The following is an 18,692-nucleotide window of genomic DNA, read 5'->3' as shown; positions in this document are numbered from 1 at the left end:
ACGCAGGTCACGATTCGCTGATCCGGCCATCCATGGATCATCGCCGCACATATGAATTTAGCTCAAGGGCATACGCGGGGCTGCGAACCAGAGCGTTCGAGCCGCCGGTACTGGAGAAAGAAAGCATGAGCAACTGGTTGGTAGACAAACTGATCCCTTCGATCATGCGTTCCGAGGTCAAGAAGAGCTCGGTGCCTGAAGGTCTGTGGCACAAATGCCCATCTTGCGAGGCGGTGCTTTACCGTCCGGAGCTGGAAAAGACCCTGGATGTTTGCCCAAAGTGCAATCACCACATGCGTATCGGCGCACGTGCGCGCATCGACATCTTCCTCGACGCTGAAGGCCGTGCCGAACTGGGCGCTGACCTGGAGCCAGTGGACCGTCTCAAGTTCCGCGACGGCAAGAAGTACAAGGACCGCCTGGTCGCGGCCCAGAAAGCCACCGGCGAGAAAGATGCGCTGGTGTCCATGAGTGGCACCCTGCTGGGCATGCCAGTGGTGGTTTCGGCGTTCGAATTCTCCTTCATGGGCGGTTCCATGGGTGCCATCGTGGGCGAGCGCTTTGTTCGCGCCGCCAACTACGCCCTGGAAAACAAATGCCCGATGATCTGCTTTGCCGCTTCCGGCGGCGCGCGGATGCAGGAAGCCCTGATTTCCCTGATGCAAATGGCCAAGACCTCCGCGGTACTGGCGCGTCTGCGTGAAGAAGGCATTCCGTTCATCTCCGTACTGACCGACCCGGTGTACGGTGGTGTTTCCGCCAGCCTGGCGATGCTGGGCGACGTGATTGTCGGTGAGCCAAAGGCCCTGATCGGCTTCGCCGGCCCGCGCGTGATCGAGCAGACCGTGCGCGAAAAACTGCCGGAAGGCTTCCAGCGCAGCGAATTCCTGCTGGAACACGGTGCGATCGACATGATCATTCACCGTCAGGAACTGCGTCCACGCCTGGGCAACCTGCTGGCACAGATGATGGGCCTGCCGACGCCGAAGTTCGTCGCCGCGCCAATCGAGCCAATCGTGGTTCCGCCGGTGCCTGCCAACATATGACCCAACGTACCCTTGGCGAGTGGCTCGCCTACCTGGAACAGTTGCACCCTTCGGCCATCGACATGGGGCTGGAGCGCTCGCAACAGGTAGCGTCCCGCATGGGACTGGGCAAGCCGGCGCCTCGGGTGATCACGGTCACCGGCACCAACGGCAAGGGGTCTACCTGTGCATTCGTGGCTTCATTGCTGCGCGCGCAGGGCCTCAAAGTCGGTGTCTACAATTCTCCGCACCTGCTGCGTTACAACGAGCGGGTGCAGGTCAACGGCGTCGAAGCGACTGACGCCGAGCTGTGCCAGGCCTTCGCGGCAGTCGAGGCAGGCCGTGGCGATACCTCCCTGACTTATTTCGAAATGGGCACCCTGGCGGCGTTCTGGCTGTTCCAGCAGTCGGGGCTGGATGCCGTAGTGCTCGAGGTCGGCCTGGGCGGGCGCCTGGATACGGTCAACGTGGTGGACGCGGACATGGCGCTGGTCACCAGCATCGGCGTCGACCACGCCGATTACCTGGGTGATACCCGCGAGTCCGTGGCCTACGAAAAAGCCGGCATCTTCCGCCAGGGCGCCCCCGCGCTCTGTGGCGATCTGAATCCTCCGCAACCTCTGCTGGACAAAGCCCGCGAGCTGGCCTGCCCGTTTTTCCTGCGTGGGCGTGACTTCGACCTGGGTGTCACCGATCACCACTGGCAATGGCGCGGTCTTGACAGCCAGGGTCGGGTAGTCGAACTGCGGGACCTGCCCCTGCTGGACCTGCCGATGGAGAACGCCGCGCTGGCCTTGCAGGCTTATCTACTGCTGGGGCTGCCTTGGGTAGAGGCAAAGATCATTGAAGCCTTGAAGGCGACTCGTGTGGTGGGGCGCCTCGACCGTCGCGAGTTCGACTGGCAGGGCAAACGTCTGCACCTGTTGCTCGACGTGGGGCATAATCCTCATGCGGCCGAATACCTGGCTCGCCGTCTGTCCAGTCGTCCGCCAGTCGGCAAGCGTCTGGCAGTGTTCGGCTTGCTCGCGGACAAGGATCTGGACGGTGTCGTTGGCCAGTTGAATGCCAGTGTCGAGCATTGGGCGGTTGCACCGCTGGATTCGCCCCGGGCGCGCCCGGTGGCTGATTTAAAAGAGGTGCTGCAGAACCTTGGCGCTTCAGTAACGTCCTATGCCAGCGTGGCCGCCGCCCTGGAAGGGCAGTGCGCACGAGCGACGAGCGACGACGAAATTCTGTTGTTCGGATCATTTTATTGTGTCGCCGAGGCCCTTGAGTGGTTGGCCCGGCGCTCCACGGAGGAAGCGGCAAATGGCATTGCTGGATAAGGCTTACAAACAACGCATGGTCGGCGCCCTGGTGCTGGTCGCGCTGGCAGTGATTTTCCTGCCGATGCTGTTTTCCCGTCAGGATGAGCAGCGCCAGGTGACTGTCGAGGCGCCTGCTGCCCCGCAAGCGCCTTCGGTGCCCCAGGTGCAGATCGAGCCGGTGGTCGTACCTGAGCCTCAGGTGCTGCCGCAGGAGCCGGTGCCGAGCGACGAAGAAATCGCCGAGCAGCAAGCGCCGTCGACGCCAATCGCCCCCGCGGTGCCCGTCGCCCCTGCGCCGGCCTCGGCAGCCAAGCCGGTCGCGCCAGCCCCGGCACCCGTCCCGGCATTGGCCGCCAAGCCAAGCACGCCACCGGCCCAGCCAATCACGGCGACGCCCGGCAAGCCGGACACCAGCCAAAGCCGCGTCGATGCCAATGGCCTGTCGGTCAGCTGGTCGGTGCAACTGGCCAGCCTGTCGAACCGTGCCAGTGCCGAAAGCCTGCAGAAATCCCTGCGAGCCCAGGGCTACAACGCCTACATTCGCACCGCTGATGGCAAGAATCGGGTATTTGTCGGGCCGCTGATCGAGCGCGCCGAGGCCGACCGTTTGCGCGATTTGTTGAGCCGCCAGCAGAACCTCAAGGGGTTTGTGGTGCGTTTCCAGCCCGAGCGCGGATAAAAACTATCGCTGCGATTGAAATGCACTGCTAATCGCAGCTTACCGACAGGCATGCGCTCTGCTAAAATGCGCCGCCTTATCCGTCTGTAGGCTGCACTGTGCCATTTACCTGGGTTGATTGGGCGATCGTTGCAATTGTCGCCATCTCCGCATTGATCAGTCTTAGCCGCGGCTTCGTCAAGGAAGCATTATCGCTGGTGACCTGGATCATCGCAGGAGTCGTCGCCTGGATGTTCGGTGGTTCATTGTCCGAGTACCTCGCCGGATACATCGAAACGCCATCGGCTCGCGTGATCGCGGGCTGTGCCATCATGTTTGTCGCCACTTTGATAGTAGGCGCAATGATCAATTATCTTATCGGCGAGTTGGTACGTGTCACCGGGTTATCCGGGACCGATCGATTCCTCGGCATGGCCTTCGGCGCTGCGCGTGGCGTGTTGCTGGTGGTCGTGGCGGTCGGGCTGTTGAGCCTGGGGCCGGTACAGCAGGACGGGTGGTGGAAAGAATCACAGCTCGTACCAAAGTTTCTATTGGTCGCAGACTGGTCCAAGAACCTGATTCTCGGGTGGAGCAGTCAGTGGCTTGCCAGCGGTATCAGCGTACCCGCTGAGATACCGTTCAAGGAGCAACTCTTGCCGACGGCCAAAACGCCGCAGTGAGTGTTGCTCAGTTCAGATCCATTAAGTAGGGGTTGCGTCGCATGTGTGGCATCGTCGGTATCGTCGGTAAGTCGAACGTCAATCAGGCGCTGTATGACGCGCTAACCGTCCTCCAGCACCGCGGCCAGGACGCTGCCGGTATCGTGACCAGCCATGATGGCCGGTTATTCCTGCGCAAGGACAATGGCCTGGTGCGTGACGTGTTCCATCAGCGTCACATGCAGCGTCTGGTCGGTCACATGGGTATCGGCCATGTCCGTTACCCGACCGCTGGCAGCTCGACTTCGGCCGAAGCTCAACCGTTCTACGTCAACTCGCCTTATGGCATTACCTTGGCGCACAACGGTAACCTGACCAACGTTGAACAACTGGCCAAGGAGATTTACGAATCTGACCTGCGCCACGTCAATACCAATTCCGATTCGGAAGTGCTGCTTAACGTGTTCGCTCACGAACTGGCCCAGCGCGGCAAGTTGCAGCCAACCGAAGAAGACGTGTTCGCCGCTGTCACAGACGTGCACAACCGTTGCGTCGGTGGCTATGCGGTCGTGGCGATGGTGACCGGCTACGGCATCGTCGGTTTCCGTGACCCGCACGGTATCCGTCCGATCGTCTTCGGCCAGCGTCACACCGACGAGGGCGTCGAATACATGATCGCCTCCGAAAGCGTGTCCCTGGACGTGCTCGGTTTCACCCTGATTCGCGACCTGGCACCCGGCGAAGCGGTCTACATCACTGAAGACGGCAAGCTGCACACCCGCCAGTGCGCAAACAATCCGTCCCTGACCCCGTGCATCTTCGAACACGTCTACCTGGCGCGTCCGGACTCGATCATCGACGGTGTATCGGTCTACAAGGCCCGCCTGCGCATGGGCGAGAAGCTGGCCGAGAAGATCCTGCGCGAGCGTCCGGATCACGACATCGACGTGGTCATCCCGATTCCGGACACCAGCCGCACCGCGGCCCTGGAACTGGCGAACCACCTGGGCGTGAAATTCCGCGAAGGCTTCGTGAAGAACCGCTACATCGGCCGGACCTTCATCATGCCGGGCCAGGCAGCGCGGAAAAAATCCGTACGCCAGAAGCTTAACGCCATCGAACTGGAATTCCGCGGCAAGAACGTCATGCTGGTGGACGACTCGATCGTTCGCGGCACGACCTGCAAGCAGATCATCCAGATGGCTCGTGAAGCCGGCGCCAAGAACGTCTACTTCTGCTCCGCGGCACCGGCCGTTCGTTACCCGAACGTGTATGGCATCGACATGCCGAGCGCGCACGAACTGATCGCCCACAACCGTTCGACCCAGGACGTGGCTGACCTGATCGGCGCTGACTGGCTGATCTACCAGGACCTGCCTGACTTGATCGAAGCGGTCGGTGGCGGCAAGATCAAGATCGACAAGTTCGATTGCGCGGTGTTCGACGGCCAGTACGTCACAGGCGATGTCGACGAGGCTTACCTGAACAAGATCGAGCAGGCACGCAACGATGCCTCCAAGGTCAAGACCCAGGCAGTCAGCGCGATCATTGATCTGTACAACAACTGAGTAACTGGCCGGCCTGTGGGGCAAGGCTTGCCGGCGATGGCGTCTGCAAAGACGCCATCGCCGGCGAGCCTTGCTCCCACAGGCCGGTTTAGTATCCATTACCGAGTAAGGCAAGGAGTGACAGCATGAGTCAGGATTGGGATGCCGGTCGGCTGGACAGCGACCTTGAAGGCGTAGCGTTCGATACCCTGGCCGTACGCGCCGGCCAGCACCGCACGCCGGAAGGCGAACACGGTGATCCGATGTTCTTCACTTCCAGCTACGTATTCCGCACCGCTGCCGATGCCGCGGCGCGTTTTGCCGGGGAAGTGCCGGGCAACGTTTACTCGCGCTACACCAACCCGACCGTGCGTGCGTTCGAAGAGCGCATTGCCGCGCTTGAAGGCGCCGAGCAAGCCGTGGCCACTGCCACCGGCATGGCGGCGATCATGGCCGTGGTCATGAGCCTGTGCAGCGCCGGTGATCATGTGCTGGTGTCGCGCAGCGTTTTCGGTTCGACCATCAGCCTGTTTGAAAAATACTTCAAGCGTTTCGGCGTAGAAGTCGATTACGTGCCCCTGGCGGACTTGTCCGGCTGGGATGCGGCCATCAAGGCCAATACCAAATTACTGTTCGTCGAGTCGCCGTCCAACCCGCTGGCAGAGCTGGTGGACATCGCCGAACTGGCGAAAATCGCCCATGCCAAGGGCGCGATGCTGGTCGTGGACAACTGTTTCTGCACCCCTGCGTTGCAGCAGCCGCTGAAGATGGGCGCGGACATCGTCGTGCACTCGGCGACCAAGTTCATCGATGGCCAGGGGCGTTGCATGGGCGGCGTGGTTGCCGGTCGTGGCGAGCACATGAAAGAAGTCGTCGGCTTCCTGCGCACCGCCGGGCCAACCCTGAGCCCGTTCAACGCCTGGATTTTCCTCAAGGGCCTGGAAACCCTCGGCCTGCGCATGAAGGCGCACTGCGCCAACGCCCAGCAACTGGCCGAATGGCTGGAGCAGCAGGACGGTATCGAGAAAGTCCATTACGCCGGTCTCAAGAGCCATCCACAGCATGAGTTGGCCTTGCGCCAGCAGAAGGGCTTTGGCGCGGTGGTGAGTTTTGAGGTCAAGGGTGGCAAAGAGGGCGCGTGGCGCTTTATCGATGCGACTCGCCTGATCTCGATCACCGCCAACCTGGGGGACAGCAAGACCACCATTACCCACCCGAGCACCACTTCCCACGGTCGCCTGGCGCCGCAGGAGCGTGAAGCCGCCGGGATCCGCGACAGCCTGATCCGCGTCGCGGTGGGCCTGGAAGACGTGGCGGACCTGCAAGCCGATCTGACGCGCGGCCTGGCTGCGCTGTGATCGAGTTGTCCGCGCCCGGCACGGGCACCAATGGCCGCGTCGCGCTGGTCACGGGTGCTGCGCGTGGCATCGGCCTGGGCATTTCGGCTTGGTTGATCAGTGAAGGCTGGCAAGTCGTGCTGACCGACCTGGATCGGGTCCGTGGTTCGAAAGTGGCGAAGGTGCTGGGTGATAACGCCTGGTTCATCGCCATGGACGTCTCGAACGAGGGGCAGGTAGCGTTGGGGGTGGCCGAGGTGCTGGGGCAGTTCGGGCGGCTCGATGCGCTCGTGTGCAACGCGGCAGTAGCCGAGCCGCACAACATTACCCTCGAAAGCCTCGATCTGGCCTACTGGAATCGGGTGCTGGCGGTCAATCTCAGTGGCCCTATGTTGCTGGCCAAGCACTGCGCGCCGTACCTGCGTGCTCACAGCGGCGCGATCGTCAACCTGGCCTCGACCCGCGCCAGCCAGTCGGAACCCGACAGTGAAGCCTACGCGGCGAGCAAGGGCGGCTTGTTGGCCCTGACTCATGCGCTGGCCATCAGCCTGGGGCCGGAGATTCGGGTCAATGCCGTCAGCCCGGGCTGGATCGATGCACGCGACCCTTCAGCCCGCCGCGCCGAGCCGTTGTCCGACGCCGACCATGCCCAGCATCCGGCGGGCAGGGTAGGGACGGTGGAGGATGTCGCGGCAATGGTGGCCTGGTTGCTGTCCAGGAACGCCGGTTTTGTCACGGGGCAGGAGTTTGTGGTGGACGGCGGCATGACCAAGAAGATGATTTACAGCGAGTGACCGGCAGCCGTATTGATGCTGGATGCTCTGCAGATTTGGCGAGCAAGCCCGCTCCCGCAGTGGCGTTGTGTGGGACCCATAGCCTGTGTTCACTCACAATCCGCTGTGGGAGCGGGCTTGCTCGCGAAAGCGGTCTGGCGGCAGAACCATTCGCCACTGACACGATTTAGTCTTTTTCAGAAAAACTTCAATCCTGCTATTGACTTAGGTTCGCTACCTGCGTAAATTTCGCGGCCTCGGAGATGCAAACGGGTGATTAGCTCAGCTGGGAGAGCGTCTGCCTTACAAGCAGAATGTCGGCGGTTCGATCCCGTCATCACCCACCACTTCCGAGAGTCTTGCGAAAGCAAGATGGAAGCCTTAAAAGCCTCCACCGACGCGCAGCGGTAGTTCAGTCGGTTAGAATACCGGCCTGTCACGCCGGGGGTCGCGGGTTCGAGTCCCGTCCGCTGCGCCATATTTTCCGAGTCAGGTCTGACCTGATTCGAGATCAAAAGAGAGATTGAAAAATCTCGGAGCTTTTGATCAGACGAGTTAGGACGCAAGTCCAAAGCGACGCGCAGCGGTAGTTCAGTCGGTTAGAATACCGGCCTGTCACGCCGGGGGTCGCGGGTTCGAGTCCCGTCCGCTGCGCCATATTTTCCGAGTCAGGTCTGACCTGATTCGAGATCAAAAGAGAGATTGAAAAATCTCGGAGCTTTTGATCAGACGAGTTAGGACGCAAGTCCAAAGCGACGCGCAGCGGTAGTTCAGTCGGTTAGAATACCGGCCTGTCACGCCGGGGGTCGCGGGTTCGAGTCCCGTCCGCTGCGCCATATTTTCCGAGTCAGGTCTGACCTGATTCGAGATCAAAAGAGAGATTGAAAAATCTCGGAGCTTTTGATCAGACGAGTTAGGACGCAAGTCCAAAGCGACGCGCAGCGGTAGTTCAGTCGGTTAGAATACCGGCCTGTCACGCCGGGGGTCGCGGGTTCGAGTCCCGTCCGCTGCGCCATATTTTCCGAGTCAGGTCTGACCTGATTCGAGATCAAAAGAGAGATTGAAAAATCTCGGAGCTTTTGATCAGACGAGTTAGGACGCAAGTCCAAAGCGATACGCAGCGGTAGTTCAGTCGGTTAGAATACCGGCCTGTCACGCCGGGGGTCGCGGGTTCGAGTCCCGTCCGCTGCGCCATATCTGCTACAAGGCCCACTGAACGCCTTGGAGCTACGAAGAAGCCGTTGGTGACTTCGAGTCGATAGCAAAAACCCTGGTCGAAAGACCGGGGTTTTTTGTGTCTGCGATTTGCTTCTTTCCTGAACCGCTATCCCCCGTCCTGCAGGAGCGAGCTCCCACAGGACGGTCTTTATGCGCGCTCAATGCATAAAGAGCTTCCTTCCCGGCACTGACATTAATTAGAATCACTCTCATTTACGATAACTCCTGGCACAGGGCTTCTAGATGAGTGATGCAGTGGTGCCGAAGGAGCCAACCCTTCACGACCTGTACCGCGATCACCGTGGCTGGCTTGAAACCTGGTTGGGGAGGCGCTTGGGCAACGGCTGTGATGCGGCTGATCTGAGCCAGGACACTTTCCTGCGGGTGCTTGCCAGTTCGCAGCGGATCGCCGACCTGCAAGAGCCCCGTGCCTATTTGCTGACTGTGGGCAAACGCCTGCTAAGCAACTTCTATCAGCGCCGCAGCCTGGAACAGGCCTATCTCGCCGCGTTGGCGGCGATGCCAGAGGACTGTGCGCCATCCCCCGAGCAACGCTGGCTGCTGCTGGAAACCCTGCAAGCGCTGGATGAGCTGCTCGACGGCTTGCCGCGGGCGGTGCGCCGGGCGTTTTTGTGGAGCCAGCTCGAAGGCCTGACCTACGGGCAAATCGCGGAACGCCTGCAAGTGTCCGAACGTACCATCAAGCGTTACATGGCTCAGGCTTATGAACATTGCCTGCTGGTGGACCTGTGAACACTCAGGCGTCCGACTCGCGCCAGGCCGTTCGCGCCGCCGCGCAATGGCTTGCGCTGCTGGAATCCGGCGGTGCCAACGAGCAGGACCGGGCGAACTTGCAGCGCTGGCGTGACACCTGCGCCACCCACGAGCAGGCCTGGCAGAAAGCCCAGGCGCTGCGCCAGCGTTTTGCCGACCTGCCATCGGGGCTGGCGCTGAGCAGCCTGGATCGTCCGGATGCGGCGAGGCGCAAAGTGCTCAAGCGCGCCCTGGGCGCGGTGGCCCTGTTGCCGGCGGCGTGGCTGATCAGTCGGCAACTGCCGCTGGATGCCTGGCGTGCCGATCTGCACACCGCCACCGGCGAGCGCCAACAGATCCGGCTTGCCGACGGCAGCGCGCTGCAGCTCAACACGGCCAGCGCGGTCGATGTGGACCTGCAGGCACGCCGCGTCAAGCTGATCGAGGGCGAAATGTCCCTGACAGTGCCAGGTGATTCGCCGCTGACCATCCAGACCCGTTTTGGCAATGTCATCGTCAGCCGCAGTGAAGTCTGCGTTCGCCAGGACGCACGCGGCTGTCGGGTTTTGGTCTACAACGGCGCCGTCCAGTTACAGCCTTTGCATGGGGCGGGCCTGGCCTTGCGCGCGGGCCAGCAGGTCAGCCTGCAGGCCGCCGGTGCCGGATCCATCAGCGCATTCGACACCTTGGCGCCGGGTTGGCGCGAGGGCGTGCTGATGGCGAAAGACCAGCCGCTGGGGGACTTCCTGCGCGAACTGAGCACCTATCGACCAGGTGTCCTGCGCTGGGAGCCGGAGCTGGAAGCCCTGCGAGTTACCGGCAGCTTCCGTCTGGACGACACTGACCGGGTGCTCGCGCTGCTCGCCGCCAGTCTGCCCCTGGAGGTGCATTCCCGGACTCGCTATTGGGTCACGTTGCTGCCGCGCAAAAATAGTGTGTAAACCCTGGCCCCTTTTTTCGACTCGCCTGTCATTGAAGGCATGTGAACGATCAAGAGAGCCTATTCAAATGCCTAACGCTTCTTCCCCGCGCCTGCGACCGTTGTTGCACCTCAGCCTGCTGCTGGGCCTGAGTGCCAGTCCATGGTTGATCTCCCCAACCTGGGCCGAGGACGGTAACCGGCGCACCTATCAGGTGCCGGCCGGCAGCCTGAGCGATGCATTGACCCGGTTTGCCGGTCTGTCCGGGGTCAATCTGTCGGTGGACCCGGCACTGGTCAGCGGCCGCAGCAGTGGCGGGCTGTCCGGTGAGTTCGCCGTCGAGGAGGGCTTTGCCCGGTTGCTGCAGGGTTCCGGTCTGCAACTGCAGGCGGTAGGTGAGCAAGCGTATATTCTCACCCCGGCCCCGGAAAACAGCAGCTTGCAGCTGGCCCCCACCTCGATTCTCGGCGCCACCGGCGGGGAGGGCAGCGAGGTGTTCGCCGGCGGCCAGGTTGCGCGTCGCGGCTCCCAAGGCTTGCTCGGCTCGAAAGACTTCATGGAAACGCCATTCAGCATGACCACCTACACCAGCGAGGTGATCGAGAACCAGCAAGCCCGGACCTTGGGTGACCTGATCGCCAACGACCCATCGGTTCGCGCCACCAACCCTGCCGGCGGTCGTTACGAGCAATTCACCATTCGCGGGCTGAGCCTGTTCAACAGTGACGTCGCCTACAACGGCCTCTATGGCGTATTGCCGACTTACACCATCGACATGGAAATGGCTGATCGCGTGGACATCCTCAAGGGCCCCAGCCAGCTCATCAACGGCATCTCGCCGCGGGGCAGCGTGGGTGGCGGGATCAACGTGGTACCCAAGCGTGCCACCGACAAGCCGATCACTTCATTCACCGGCAGCTACGCCTCCAACAACCAGCTCGGCGGCGCCGTGGACGTCGGTCGACGCTTTGGTGAAGACGACAAGTTCGGCTTGCGCTTCAACGGCGTGAAACAGTCCGGTGACACCGAGTGGGATCACCAGAGCGTCGACCGCGAGATGGCCGTACTCGGCCTGGACTTTCGCGGAGAGCGCCTGCGGCTCTCGACAGACATCGGCCACACCGAGCGCAATACCGACGCGCCCCAGGAACGGGTGCAGGTGGGCGTCAATGCCCAGGTCCCGCATGCTGGCGATGTCCGCCACAACTACGCGCAGGCCTGGAGCAAGGCGCGCACCGAAGACACGTTCGGCACCGTCAATGGTGAGTTCGACGTCAACGATTCGGTCATGCTGTATGGCGGCGTCGGCGCGCGCAAAAGTAATCATGACTTCCTCCGGCATGCGGTCTCGGTCACCAACGACGCTGGCGACTTCAGCGTTCAACCCCGCGACTTCACCCGCGACGAGAATGTGCGCACGGCCACGGCCGGAGTGCGTAACTGGTTTAAAACCGGCCCGGTCAGCCACGAGGTCAATCTCGCGGCCAGCTACTTCTACATGGATTTCGAAAACGGCGGCGCCCGTTATGCTGCCGCGCCCAGCAATCTCTACGATCCGGTGCAAACCCCCACCCCGGCCAGGCCAACCCGCCAGGATGCCAAGGTCTACACCGAGAACCGCTTCAGCGGTGTGGCCTTGTCCGACACCCTGGGGTTCTTCGAGGACCGCTTGCTGCTGACCCTTGGCGCCCGGTGGCAGCGGGTGAAGGTCGATGACTGGTCCGACAACATCAAGGGCGCCACTGCCTATGACGAAGAAAAAGTTTCGCCGTCGGGCGGTATCCTGTTCAAGGCCACTGACAAGTTGTCGCTGTACGCCAACTACATGGAGGGCCTGAGCCAAGGCAAGATCGCCCCGTCGACCTCGGTCAACGAAGATGAAATCTTCCCGCCTTTCGTCAGCCGCCAGGTCGAGGTCGGCGCCAAATACGACGCCGGCCCATTTGCGGTTACTGCGGCGGTCTTCCGCATCAAGCAGCCGGCATATGAAACCAACGCGACCACACGGGTCTTCGGCCCGAACGGCAAACGCGAGAACACAGGTGTGGAGCTGAGTGTGTTCGGCGAACCCCTGGATGGCTTTCGCCTGCTCGGTGGGGTGATGTACATCGACAGCGAATTGACCCACACCACCAACGGCACTTTCGACGGCAACCGCGCGCCCGCAACGCCCAAATACAACGTCAACCTCGGCGCCGAGTGGGACGTGCCCACCGTCCAGGGCCTGACCCTGACCACGCGTGGCATCTACTCCAGCTCGCAGTACCTGGACCAGTCCAACAACAAGGAAATCGACTCCTGGGAACGCTTCGACGTGGGCGCCCGCTACGCGTTCAAGGTCGACGACAAGACCATCACCCTGCGCGGCAACGTCGAGAACGTCGCGGACAAACGCTACTGGAGCTCCGCAGGCGCCTCGGATGACAGCGAGCCTGGCTTGACACTGTCTACGCCACGCACTTACCTGCTTTCGGCGACAGTGGATTTCTAGGGTCGCTCGCGCGCCTTGCCTGCGATGACCCCGGTTCAGGTGTCATCGGCAGGCTGACCTCAAGCCATCGCCAGCAGGCGGACTCCCACAGTTATTGGTTGTGAACTCCCCTATGTGTTCACTGAAAATCCCTGTGGGAGCCGGGCTTGCCCGCGAAGGCGATGGTGCATCCGATAGACATCTGACTGGCTTGGCGCCATCGCGCTCACTGCCCAGCGCCCCCCAAAAAAACCAAAAATTTTTGATCATCCGGTCAGTTTTTTGTAACTGGTTGTTTGCCCCGAGCGCATAAACCTTTAAAGTTAACCTTTCGGTCAGCTTTGCACTGTCAACACAGCCCTTTGCTCGTCCTAAAAGGGTTCCTGCAAGACTCGAGATTCCCAGAACATAACCAGAAGGGCGGGCCCATAACCGCTCAGAGGATGATCCATGTCCAACCGTGATATATCCCGGCGCTCGTTCCTACAGGGCGGGCTGGTGGCGGGGGTGAGCGTGACGCTTACGCCGCTCAGCTCCCAGGCCCTGGCCGCCTTGATGGAGAACAGCGTGACCGTGCCGTCCGAGCAATGGCTCGGCAACAACGGCAAGGCGCGCTCGCGTAACGATGCCCTGTCCAAGGTGTGCGGCAGCAAGGTTTTTGCTCGCGACATCCGCGCCAAGGACATGCCGGGCTGGCCCGAACAGCAAGGCCACGCCATGCTGCTGAAAATCACCAAGGCCGACCGCCTCTACGCCGGTTATGACCTGGCGTGGCTCGGTGCCGACTTGCAGCCGGACCGTATCGTCACCGCAGAAGACCTGGAGAAAGACGGCATCGTCTTCCCCGAAGAGCATGCCCCCGACCCGCTGCTGCCGGTCGGCAAGGTGCCGATGTTCATCGGTCATCCGGTGGCGATCCTGATCTGGAATGACTTCGAGCGCTTCCGCCAGGCCAAGGCCAAACTCAAGTTCAACGACAAGGCCATTCGCTACGGTGCCCAGGTGCCGTTCTACGAGGGTGATCCCTACGGCAGCTTCCGCTACGTGCGGGTCGGTGGTGCGACTTCGGCGGACGAAGACGAATTCGCCAGCCTCAAGGATTCGATCCTGTTCCCGATGCTGCGCAACCGCCGTCCGGTCTGGGATTCGCAGCCCAACCTGCACGGCAACCTGACCGAGCGCGGGCTGTTCTATGCCGATCGCATGAAGCAGCAGATCGACACCCCGCCGGACAACTGGCTGGTGTTCGACGAGCGCTACAAGACGCCGTCCATCGAGCCTGCAGCCATGGAGCCGGACAACGGCAACGGCTGGTACGACCCTGCGACCAAGACCCTGCATTTCGTAGTCGCCACCCAGTGCCCGCTGGAGACCGCCACCGAGACCGCGAAGATGATCGCGCCGTCGCGTTTCGGCCTGGCCAACCTCAACATGCACCCTGGCTACACCGTAGGTTACGGTTCCAAAGACCACAATATCTTTGTCTATTACGCAGCCCTGGCCGCCCTGTACGGGGCCGGTGTGCCGGTGCGCCTGGCCAACGACCGCTACGAGCAGTTCCAGAGCGGCATCAAGCGCCACCCGTTCGATATCCGCTATCAACTGGCGGTGGACAAGACCGATCACAGCTTCAAGATTTTCCTCGCCGAAATGAGCGTCGACGGCGGCGGACGCGTCAACTACAGCCCGTCGGTAGCGGCGGTTGGCGCCACGGCGGCGCAGTCGATCTACTACATGCCGCAGAACGATCTGCAGGTCACGGCCTACCATTCCCGCGCTGTGGAAGCCGGCTCGATGCGTGGCTACGGCACCCTGCAGAGCATGGCGTCGACCGAGATGATGGTTGACGAAATTGCCGGTCGCCTGGGCATCGACGCCATCGACCTGCGCAAGAAAAACGCCATGGTTTCGGGCATGAAAAATACCCAGGGTGCGGTGCCGGCGGGTGCCTTGCGCCTGCACGAGATTCTCGACAAAGCGGCTGTGCACGAGGTCTGGAAAAACCGCGACAAGCTCAAGCAGCAACGCGAAGCCCAGGACCCGGACCACTGGTACGGCGTTGGCTTCGCCATTTGCCAGAAGGACTTCGGCACCGGTTCCGAAGCGCCGATGGCGAGCATCGAATTCAGCGCCGAAGGGCGCATTCACCTGCGCCATATCGGGATTGAAATCGGCACCGGCATGTCCACCTCCCAAGCCATGGTCGTGGCCGATTTCCTCGGCAGCCCGGCTCACGAAGTGAAGACCGGCGAGACTGAATGGCAAGAGCTGCAACTGATCACCGGCGGCAACCCGTACATCATGAGCCAGGCCGAGCAGGACACCTTGCTGCGCAACCCGCGCTGGGTCGGCAAGCTGGCCTCGGCCTCGTCGGCCACCAACTCGGCCTACTACTTCAGCCACGCCACCCGCGAAGCGGCACGCGTGCTGTTCAACCACGGCCTGTGGCCGGCGGCGCTGCAGATCTGGCGCCAGGGACCTTATGGCGGCCAGGCCAACCCCTACGTGGTGCGCCGCGAAGACGCGCACTGGGTCGACGGCAAACTCACCGCCAACGGCATGCAACCGCTGAGCTTCGAACAGCTGGCCAGACACGCTCACGAAAAAGGCCTGGTCACCGGCGCCACCGTGCACGGTTTTAACCGCTGGAGCTGGGCCGAGGCCGAGTTCAGCATCGATGGCGTGCGCGAGCGCCTGCCGCTCGACAGCCTGGCGGTGAAGTACGGCGACGGCGCCCCGAGCGCGAAGAAGGCGCAGATGAACAGCGCCGGTTTCCATCTGCTCGATCGGCAGAACGTGCACTACCCGGACACCCAATTGAACAACGCCGCAGTGACTTACTACAGCCCGGTGGCAACCCTGGTTGAGTTGAAAGTGAACAAGGGCTCGGCCGAAGTGCAGGTGCTCAACCATCACTCGTGGGTCGAGTGCGGTCGGGTATTGGTGGAAGAACTGGTCAGGGGCCAGCTCGAAGGTGGCATCGCCATGGGCATCGGCCATGCGCTGCTGGAAGAAATGCCGCTGTACGAAGGCGGACCGGGGGAGGGTGACTGGAACTTCAACCGCTATCGCCTGCCCATGGCGCGCCACGTCGCGGTCTGGAAGCAGACGGCGGAAATCCTGCCGCCGCTGTCCCCGAGCGACCCCTCCAAAGGCATCGCCGAAGTGGTGATGATCCCGGTCGTGGGTGCCATCGGTAACGCCGTGGCCCACGCCATTGGCAAGCGCGTTCGCGACCTGCCTATCACTTCTGCCCGCATCAAGGAGGCCCTCAATGGCTAACCGTCCGCTTCAACTGACCCTCAACGGTCAAACCGTCGGCCCGGTGGACATCCCTGATGACCTGCCGATGATCGACTACCTGCACGAGTACAAGAACCTCACCGGTTCCCGCCTGGGCTGCGGCCAGGGCATCTGCCATGCCTGCGTGGTGATCGTCGACAACCCCGACGGCACCAGCGAGGAAGTGCGCACCTGTATCACCGGGGCGCACTATTTCGAAGGCAAGAAAGTACGGACCATCGAAGGCCATGCCACCCGCGATGAGCAGGGCAAAGTCATTGAGCTCAACCCGATCCAGCAACGCTTCGTCGATGAGTTCGCGTTCCAGTGCAGCTACTGCGCGCCCGGTTTCGTCAATGCCGCGACCGTGCTGGTAGAAAAGCTGCAGCGCCAGCCGATCGTGAAGAGCCAGCTGGAACAGGTCATCGAGGACAGCCTCGGTCACCACGTCTGCCGCTGCACCGGCTACGTGCGGTATTACAGCGCCACGCGCAATGTGCTGACCGATCTCGGCCTGGTCAAGGAGGGCTAACATGAAGCATCTATTTTCCCGCCTGGCATTGGCGGTCGGCCTGGCTGCGCCGGTCGTGATGGCGCACGCCGACGAGCAGGTCAAGCGCGGCGAATACCTCGCCCGCGCTGCCGACTGCATGGCCTGCCACACCGCTCCGGGTGGCGCTCCATACGCCGGTGGCCTGCCGATCGTTTCGCCATTCGGCACCATCTACGGCACCAACATCACCCCGAGCAAGGAGCACGGCATCGGTCAATACAGCGATGAGGAATTCTTCGCTGCGCTCACCGAAGGCAAGCGTCGCGACGGGTCTAACCTGTACCCGGCGATGCCGTACACCTCCTATCACCTGATGCCCCGGGCCGACTCCGACGCGATTCACGCTTACCTGAAAACCGTCGAGCCGATCGAGCGCGCGGCGCCGGTGACCAGCCTGACTTTTCCGTTCAACGTACGACTGGGCCTGACGGGCTGGAACATGCTGTACGGGAAAGACGTCAAGCTATCGTCCACCAAGGGCAAGAGCGAGGCGTTCAAGCGCGGCCAGTACATGGTTGACGTGCTCGGCCATTGCGGCGAATGCCACACCCCGCGCGGCTTGCCCGGTGCGATGCAGCAGGACAAGCGCATGACCGGTGGCGTCCTCAATGGCTACCTGGCACCCAGCCTGCTGGCCGACGACCTGGCCAGCCGTGGCTGGAATCACCATGACCTGAGTTCGTTCCTCAAGCACGGCATGAGCGCCCAGGGCACCATGTTCAACGAGATGTTCCCGGTGTTCCACAACAGCACCCAGGGCCTAACTGATCCGGATCTGGCAGCGATGGCCACCTACCTGCTTGGCGATCAACCGCCTGCGGCGAAAGTGCTGAGCGAAGTGCCCCTGGAGCAGTTGAGTGCCAGCGCCCGGCGCGGTCGCCAGGAATACCTCAACGTCTGCGCCGGTTGTCATGCGGTAGAGGGCGAGGGCAAGCCGCACATCGCAGTGGCCATGCGGGGCAACACCACGTTGCGCCTGGACGATGCGCGCAACCTGCTACGGGTGATCGAGGACGGCATCGGCGAGCAGCAGTTTGTCGGCTTCGAACGCATGCAACCGATGCTGGGCTTTGCCGACAAACTCAGCCCTGGCCAGCTGACCGACCTGCTCAATTACCTGCGTCAAGGGTGGGGTGGTCAGCCGGGAGAACTGACAATCGGCGACGTGCAGAAGCTACAAGCGGACGCCCCTCCAACCGAACACAAGGTGCATTGATATGCAGCATCTGGATCTGCAAGTGGTACGGCGCGCGCTGCAATGGTCAACGGCCGGCCAGCAGGTCTGGCTGTGTACGGTGCTCGCCACCTACGGCTCGGCGCCTCGCGCGCCGGGCTCGCTGCTGGCGGTGAACGGCGGAGGGCAGTGGATAGGTTCGCTGTCGGGAGGTTGCGTAGAGGAAGACTTTCTCGAGCGCGTCGCCGAAGGCGCATTCGAGCAAGCCGTGTGCGTGGTTCGGTACGGCGAAGGAGATGACCCGCGCTCGCGCATCAGCCTGCCGTGTGGCGGGATTCTTGACGTGCTGGTGGAGACGCTTGAGCCGACGTGCGAGGTTCAGGCGCATCTGCGGGAGCTGGAATCGGCGTTGCTGGGCCAGCGGCGCCTGATCCGCGAAATTGATCTGGCCAGCGGTGCCCGTGACGTGTTCGTGGACCGGGAGCAGGGCGCGCGTATCGAGCGCGAAGTCGATCGGGTTCGTGTGCGCATCGGCGCTGCCCAGCGCTTGTTGCTGGCGGGTTACTCCAGCGTCGCCCAGGCCTGTGCGGAGTTTGCGGTGGGCCTTGGGTTCGAAGTCATCCTCTGCGACCCCCGGGATGAAGTGCTCGAAGGCGTGGTGCTGAACAACGTCGAGATCCGCCGGCAGCTGCCTTCGGTCTTCATCGCCGACGGAGGCTGCCATAGCGATACGGCAGTCGTTGCATTGACCCACGACCCGCGCATCGATGACCTGGCGATGATGGAGGCGGTGCGTACGGACGCGTTCTACATTGGCGTCATGGGCTCGGTGCGAACCTCGCAAAAACGCTTCGAACGCTTGCGCCGCATTGGTGGGCTGGGCGAAGCCGAACTGGCACGGATTCACGCGCCCATCGGCCTCAACCTCGGCAGCAAAACCCCCGCAGAAATCGCCCTGGCGGTACTCGCCGACATCCTGCGAATCCGCAGCGGCATCGCCCGGGATCAGCTCTAAA

General features: G+C 62.2%; 14 protein-coding genes and 6 tRNA genes. All 20 read left to right on the top strand.

Features of this window, described 5'->3' with window-relative positions:
• Window positions 1-125 precede the first annotated feature (125 nt).
• On the top strand, window positions 126-1,046 hold the full coding sequence (accD, locus tag HYI44_RS22790) for an acetyl-CoA carboxylase, carboxyltransferase subunit beta (RefSeq protein WP_045057943.1): 921 nt from the start codon (window positions 126-128) through the stop codon (window positions 1,044-1,046).
• On the top strand, window positions 1,043-2,350 hold the full coding sequence (folC, locus tag HYI44_RS22785; protein WP_225570587.1) for a bifunctional tetrahydrofolate synthase/dihydrofolate synthase: 1,308 nt from the start codon (window positions 1,043-1,045) through the stop codon (window positions 2,348-2,350). The genes accD and folC overlap by 4 nt, the downstream gene beginning before the upstream one ends.
• Window positions 2,334-3,011, top strand: a complete 678-nt coding sequence (locus HYI44_RS22780; RefSeq protein ID WP_122838215.1) for an SPOR domain-containing protein — start codon at window positions 2,334-2,336, stop codon at window positions 3,009-3,011. The genes folC and HYI44_RS22780 overlap by 17 nt, the downstream gene beginning before the upstream one ends.
• Before the next feature lie 98 nt (window positions 3,012-3,109).
• Window positions 3,110-3,670, top strand: a complete 561-nt coding sequence (locus tag HYI44_RS22775) for a CvpA family protein (protein ID WP_045057940.1) — start codon at window positions 3,110-3,112, stop codon at window positions 3,668-3,670.
• Window positions 3,671-3,711: 41 nt separating this feature from the next.
• Entirely contained in the window at window positions 3,712-5,217 is a 1,506-nt protein-coding gene (purF, locus tag HYI44_RS22770; protein WP_045057939.1) for an amidophosphoribosyltransferase, read from the top strand.
• Window positions 5,218-5,342: 125 nt separating this feature from the next.
• Complete coding sequence (locus HYI44_RS22765; RefSeq protein ID WP_225570586.1) at window positions 5,343-6,554, top strand: O-succinylhomoserine sulfhydrylase; 1,212 nt, start codon at window positions 5,343-5,345, stop codon at window positions 6,552-6,554.
• The gene (locus tag HYI44_RS22760) at window positions 6,551-7,327 is read left to right on the top strand and encodes an SDR family oxidoreductase (RefSeq protein ID WP_122838218.1); all 777 of its coding nucleotides are present in this window, start codon (window positions 6,551-6,553) and stop codon (window positions 7,325-7,327) included. Before HYI44_RS22765 ends, HYI44_RS22760 begins: the two co-directional genes overlap by 4 nt.
• A gap of 250 nt (window positions 7,328-7,577) precedes the next feature.
• Window positions 7,578-7,653: transfer RNA gene (locus HYI44_RS22755), tRNA-Val, on the top strand.
• Between the two features lie 54 nt (window positions 7,654-7,707).
• A tRNA-Asp gene (locus tag HYI44_RS22750) sits at window positions 7,708-7,784 on the top strand.
• A 102-nt stretch (window positions 7,785-7,886) separates the two neighbouring features.
• Window positions 7,887-7,963, top strand: a tRNA-Asp gene (locus HYI44_RS22745).
• A gap of 102 nt (window positions 7,964-8,065) precedes the next feature.
• Window positions 8,066-8,142 (top strand) — tRNA-Asp (locus tag HYI44_RS22740).
• A 102-nt stretch (window positions 8,143-8,244) separates the two neighbouring features.
• Window positions 8,245-8,321 (top strand) — tRNA-Asp (locus HYI44_RS22735).
• 102 nt (window positions 8,322-8,423) lie between these two features.
• Window positions 8,424-8,500, top strand: a tRNA-Asp gene (locus HYI44_RS22730).
• A 267-nt stretch (window positions 8,501-8,767) separates the two neighbouring features.
• Window positions 8,768-9,277 carry a sigma-70 family RNA polymerase sigma factor gene (locus HYI44_RS22725; RefSeq protein ID WP_122838219.1) on the top strand — a complete coding sequence of 170 codons (510 nt, stop codon included), beginning with the start codon at window positions 8,768-8,770 and terminating at the stop codon, window positions 9,275-9,277.
• The gene (locus HYI44_RS22720) at window positions 9,274-10,218 is read left to right on the top strand and encodes a FecR domain-containing protein (protein WP_225570585.1); all 945 of its coding nucleotides are present in this window, start codon (window positions 9,274-9,276) and stop codon (window positions 10,216-10,218) included. Before HYI44_RS22725 ends, HYI44_RS22720 begins: the two co-directional genes overlap by 4 nt.
• 67 nt (window positions 10,219-10,285) lie before the next feature.
• Window positions 10,286-12,688, top strand: coding sequence for a TonB-dependent receptor (locus HYI44_RS22715; RefSeq protein WP_122838221.1), 2,403 nt, complete (start codon window positions 10,286-10,288; stop codon window positions 12,686-12,688).
• A gap of 429 nt (window positions 12,689-13,117) precedes the next feature.
• Window positions 13,118-15,949 carry a xanthine dehydrogenase family protein molybdopterin-binding subunit gene (locus tag HYI44_RS22710; RefSeq protein ID WP_225570584.1) on the top strand — a complete coding sequence of 944 codons (2,832 nt, stop codon included), beginning with the start codon at window positions 13,118-13,120 and terminating at the stop codon, window positions 15,947-15,949.
• A complete protein-coding gene (locus HYI44_RS22705) occupies window positions 15,942-16,481 on the top strand; it encodes a (2Fe-2S)-binding protein (protein ID WP_225570583.1) in 540 nt (179 codons plus the stop codon). The genes HYI44_RS22710 and HYI44_RS22705 overlap by 8 nt, the downstream gene beginning before the upstream one ends.
• A gap of 1 nt (window position 16,482) precedes the next feature.
• Window positions 16,483-17,718 carry a c-type cytochrome gene (locus tag HYI44_RS22700; RefSeq protein WP_225570582.1) on the top strand — a complete coding sequence of 412 codons (1,236 nt, stop codon included), beginning with the start codon at window positions 16,483-16,485 and terminating at the stop codon, window positions 17,716-17,718.
• A 1-nt stretch (window position 17,719) separates the two neighbouring features.
• Window positions 17,720-18,691: an XdhC family protein gene (locus HYI44_RS22695; RefSeq protein WP_225570581.1), complete on the top strand. Its 972-nt coding sequence runs from the start codon at window positions 17,720-17,722 to the stop codon at window positions 18,689-18,691.
• Window position 18,692: the final 1 nt, after the last annotated feature.

Origin of the sequence: Pseudomonas sp. Y24-6 (assembly GCF_020295325.1) — a bacterium.
Lineage (GTDB): Bacteria > Pseudomonadota > Gammaproteobacteria > Pseudomonadales > Pseudomonadaceae > Aquipseudomonas > Aquipseudomonas gregormendelii.
The sequence above is the reverse complement of the archived record's forward strand: the minus strand, read 5'-3'. Positions and strand labels throughout refer to the sequence as shown.

What these genes read in the sequence shown, in the direction of transcription:
- accD (WP_045057943.1), top strand. Translation starts at nt 126, where the DNA reads ATGAGCAACTGGTTGGTAGACAAACTGATCCCTTCGATCATGCGTTCC.
- folC (WP_225570587.1), top strand. Translation starts at nt 1,043, where the DNA reads ATGACCCAACGTACCCTTGGCGAGTGGCTCGCCTACCTGGAACAGTTG.
- HYI44_RS22725 (WP_122838219.1), top strand. Translation starts at nt 8,768, where the DNA reads ATGAGTGATGCAGTGGTGCCGAAGGAGCCAACCCTTCACGACCTGTAC.
- HYI44_RS22705 (WP_225570583.1), top strand. Translation starts at nt 15,942, where the DNA reads ATGGCTAACCGTCCGCTTCAACTGACCCTCAACGGTCAAACCGTCGGC.
- purF (WP_045057939.1), top strand. Translation starts at nt 3,712, where the DNA reads ATGTGTGGCATCGTCGGTATCGTCGGTAAGTCGAACGTCAATCAGGCG.
- HYI44_RS22715 (WP_122838221.1), top strand. Translation starts at nt 10,286, where the DNA reads ATGCCTAACGCTTCTTCCCCGCGCCTGCGACCGTTGTTGCACCTCAGC.
- HYI44_RS22700 (WP_225570582.1), top strand. Translation starts at nt 16,483, where the DNA reads ATGAAGCATCTATTTTCCCGCCTGGCATTGGCGGTCGGCCTGGCTGCG.
- HYI44_RS22765 (WP_225570586.1), top strand. Translation starts at nt 5,343, where the DNA reads ATGAGTCAGGATTGGGATGCCGGTCGGCTGGACAGCGACCTTGAAGGC.
- HYI44_RS22710 (WP_225570584.1), top strand. Translation starts at nt 13,118, where the DNA reads ATGTCCAACCGTGATATATCCCGGCGCTCGTTCCTACAGGGCGGGCTG.
- HYI44_RS22780 (WP_122838215.1), top strand. Translation starts at nt 2,334, where the DNA reads ATGGCATTGCTGGATAAGGCTTACAAACAACGCATGGTCGGCGCCCTG.
- HYI44_RS22695 (WP_225570581.1), top strand. Translation starts at nt 17,720, where the DNA reads ATGCAGCATCTGGATCTGCAAGTGGTACGGCGCGCGCTGCAATGGTCA.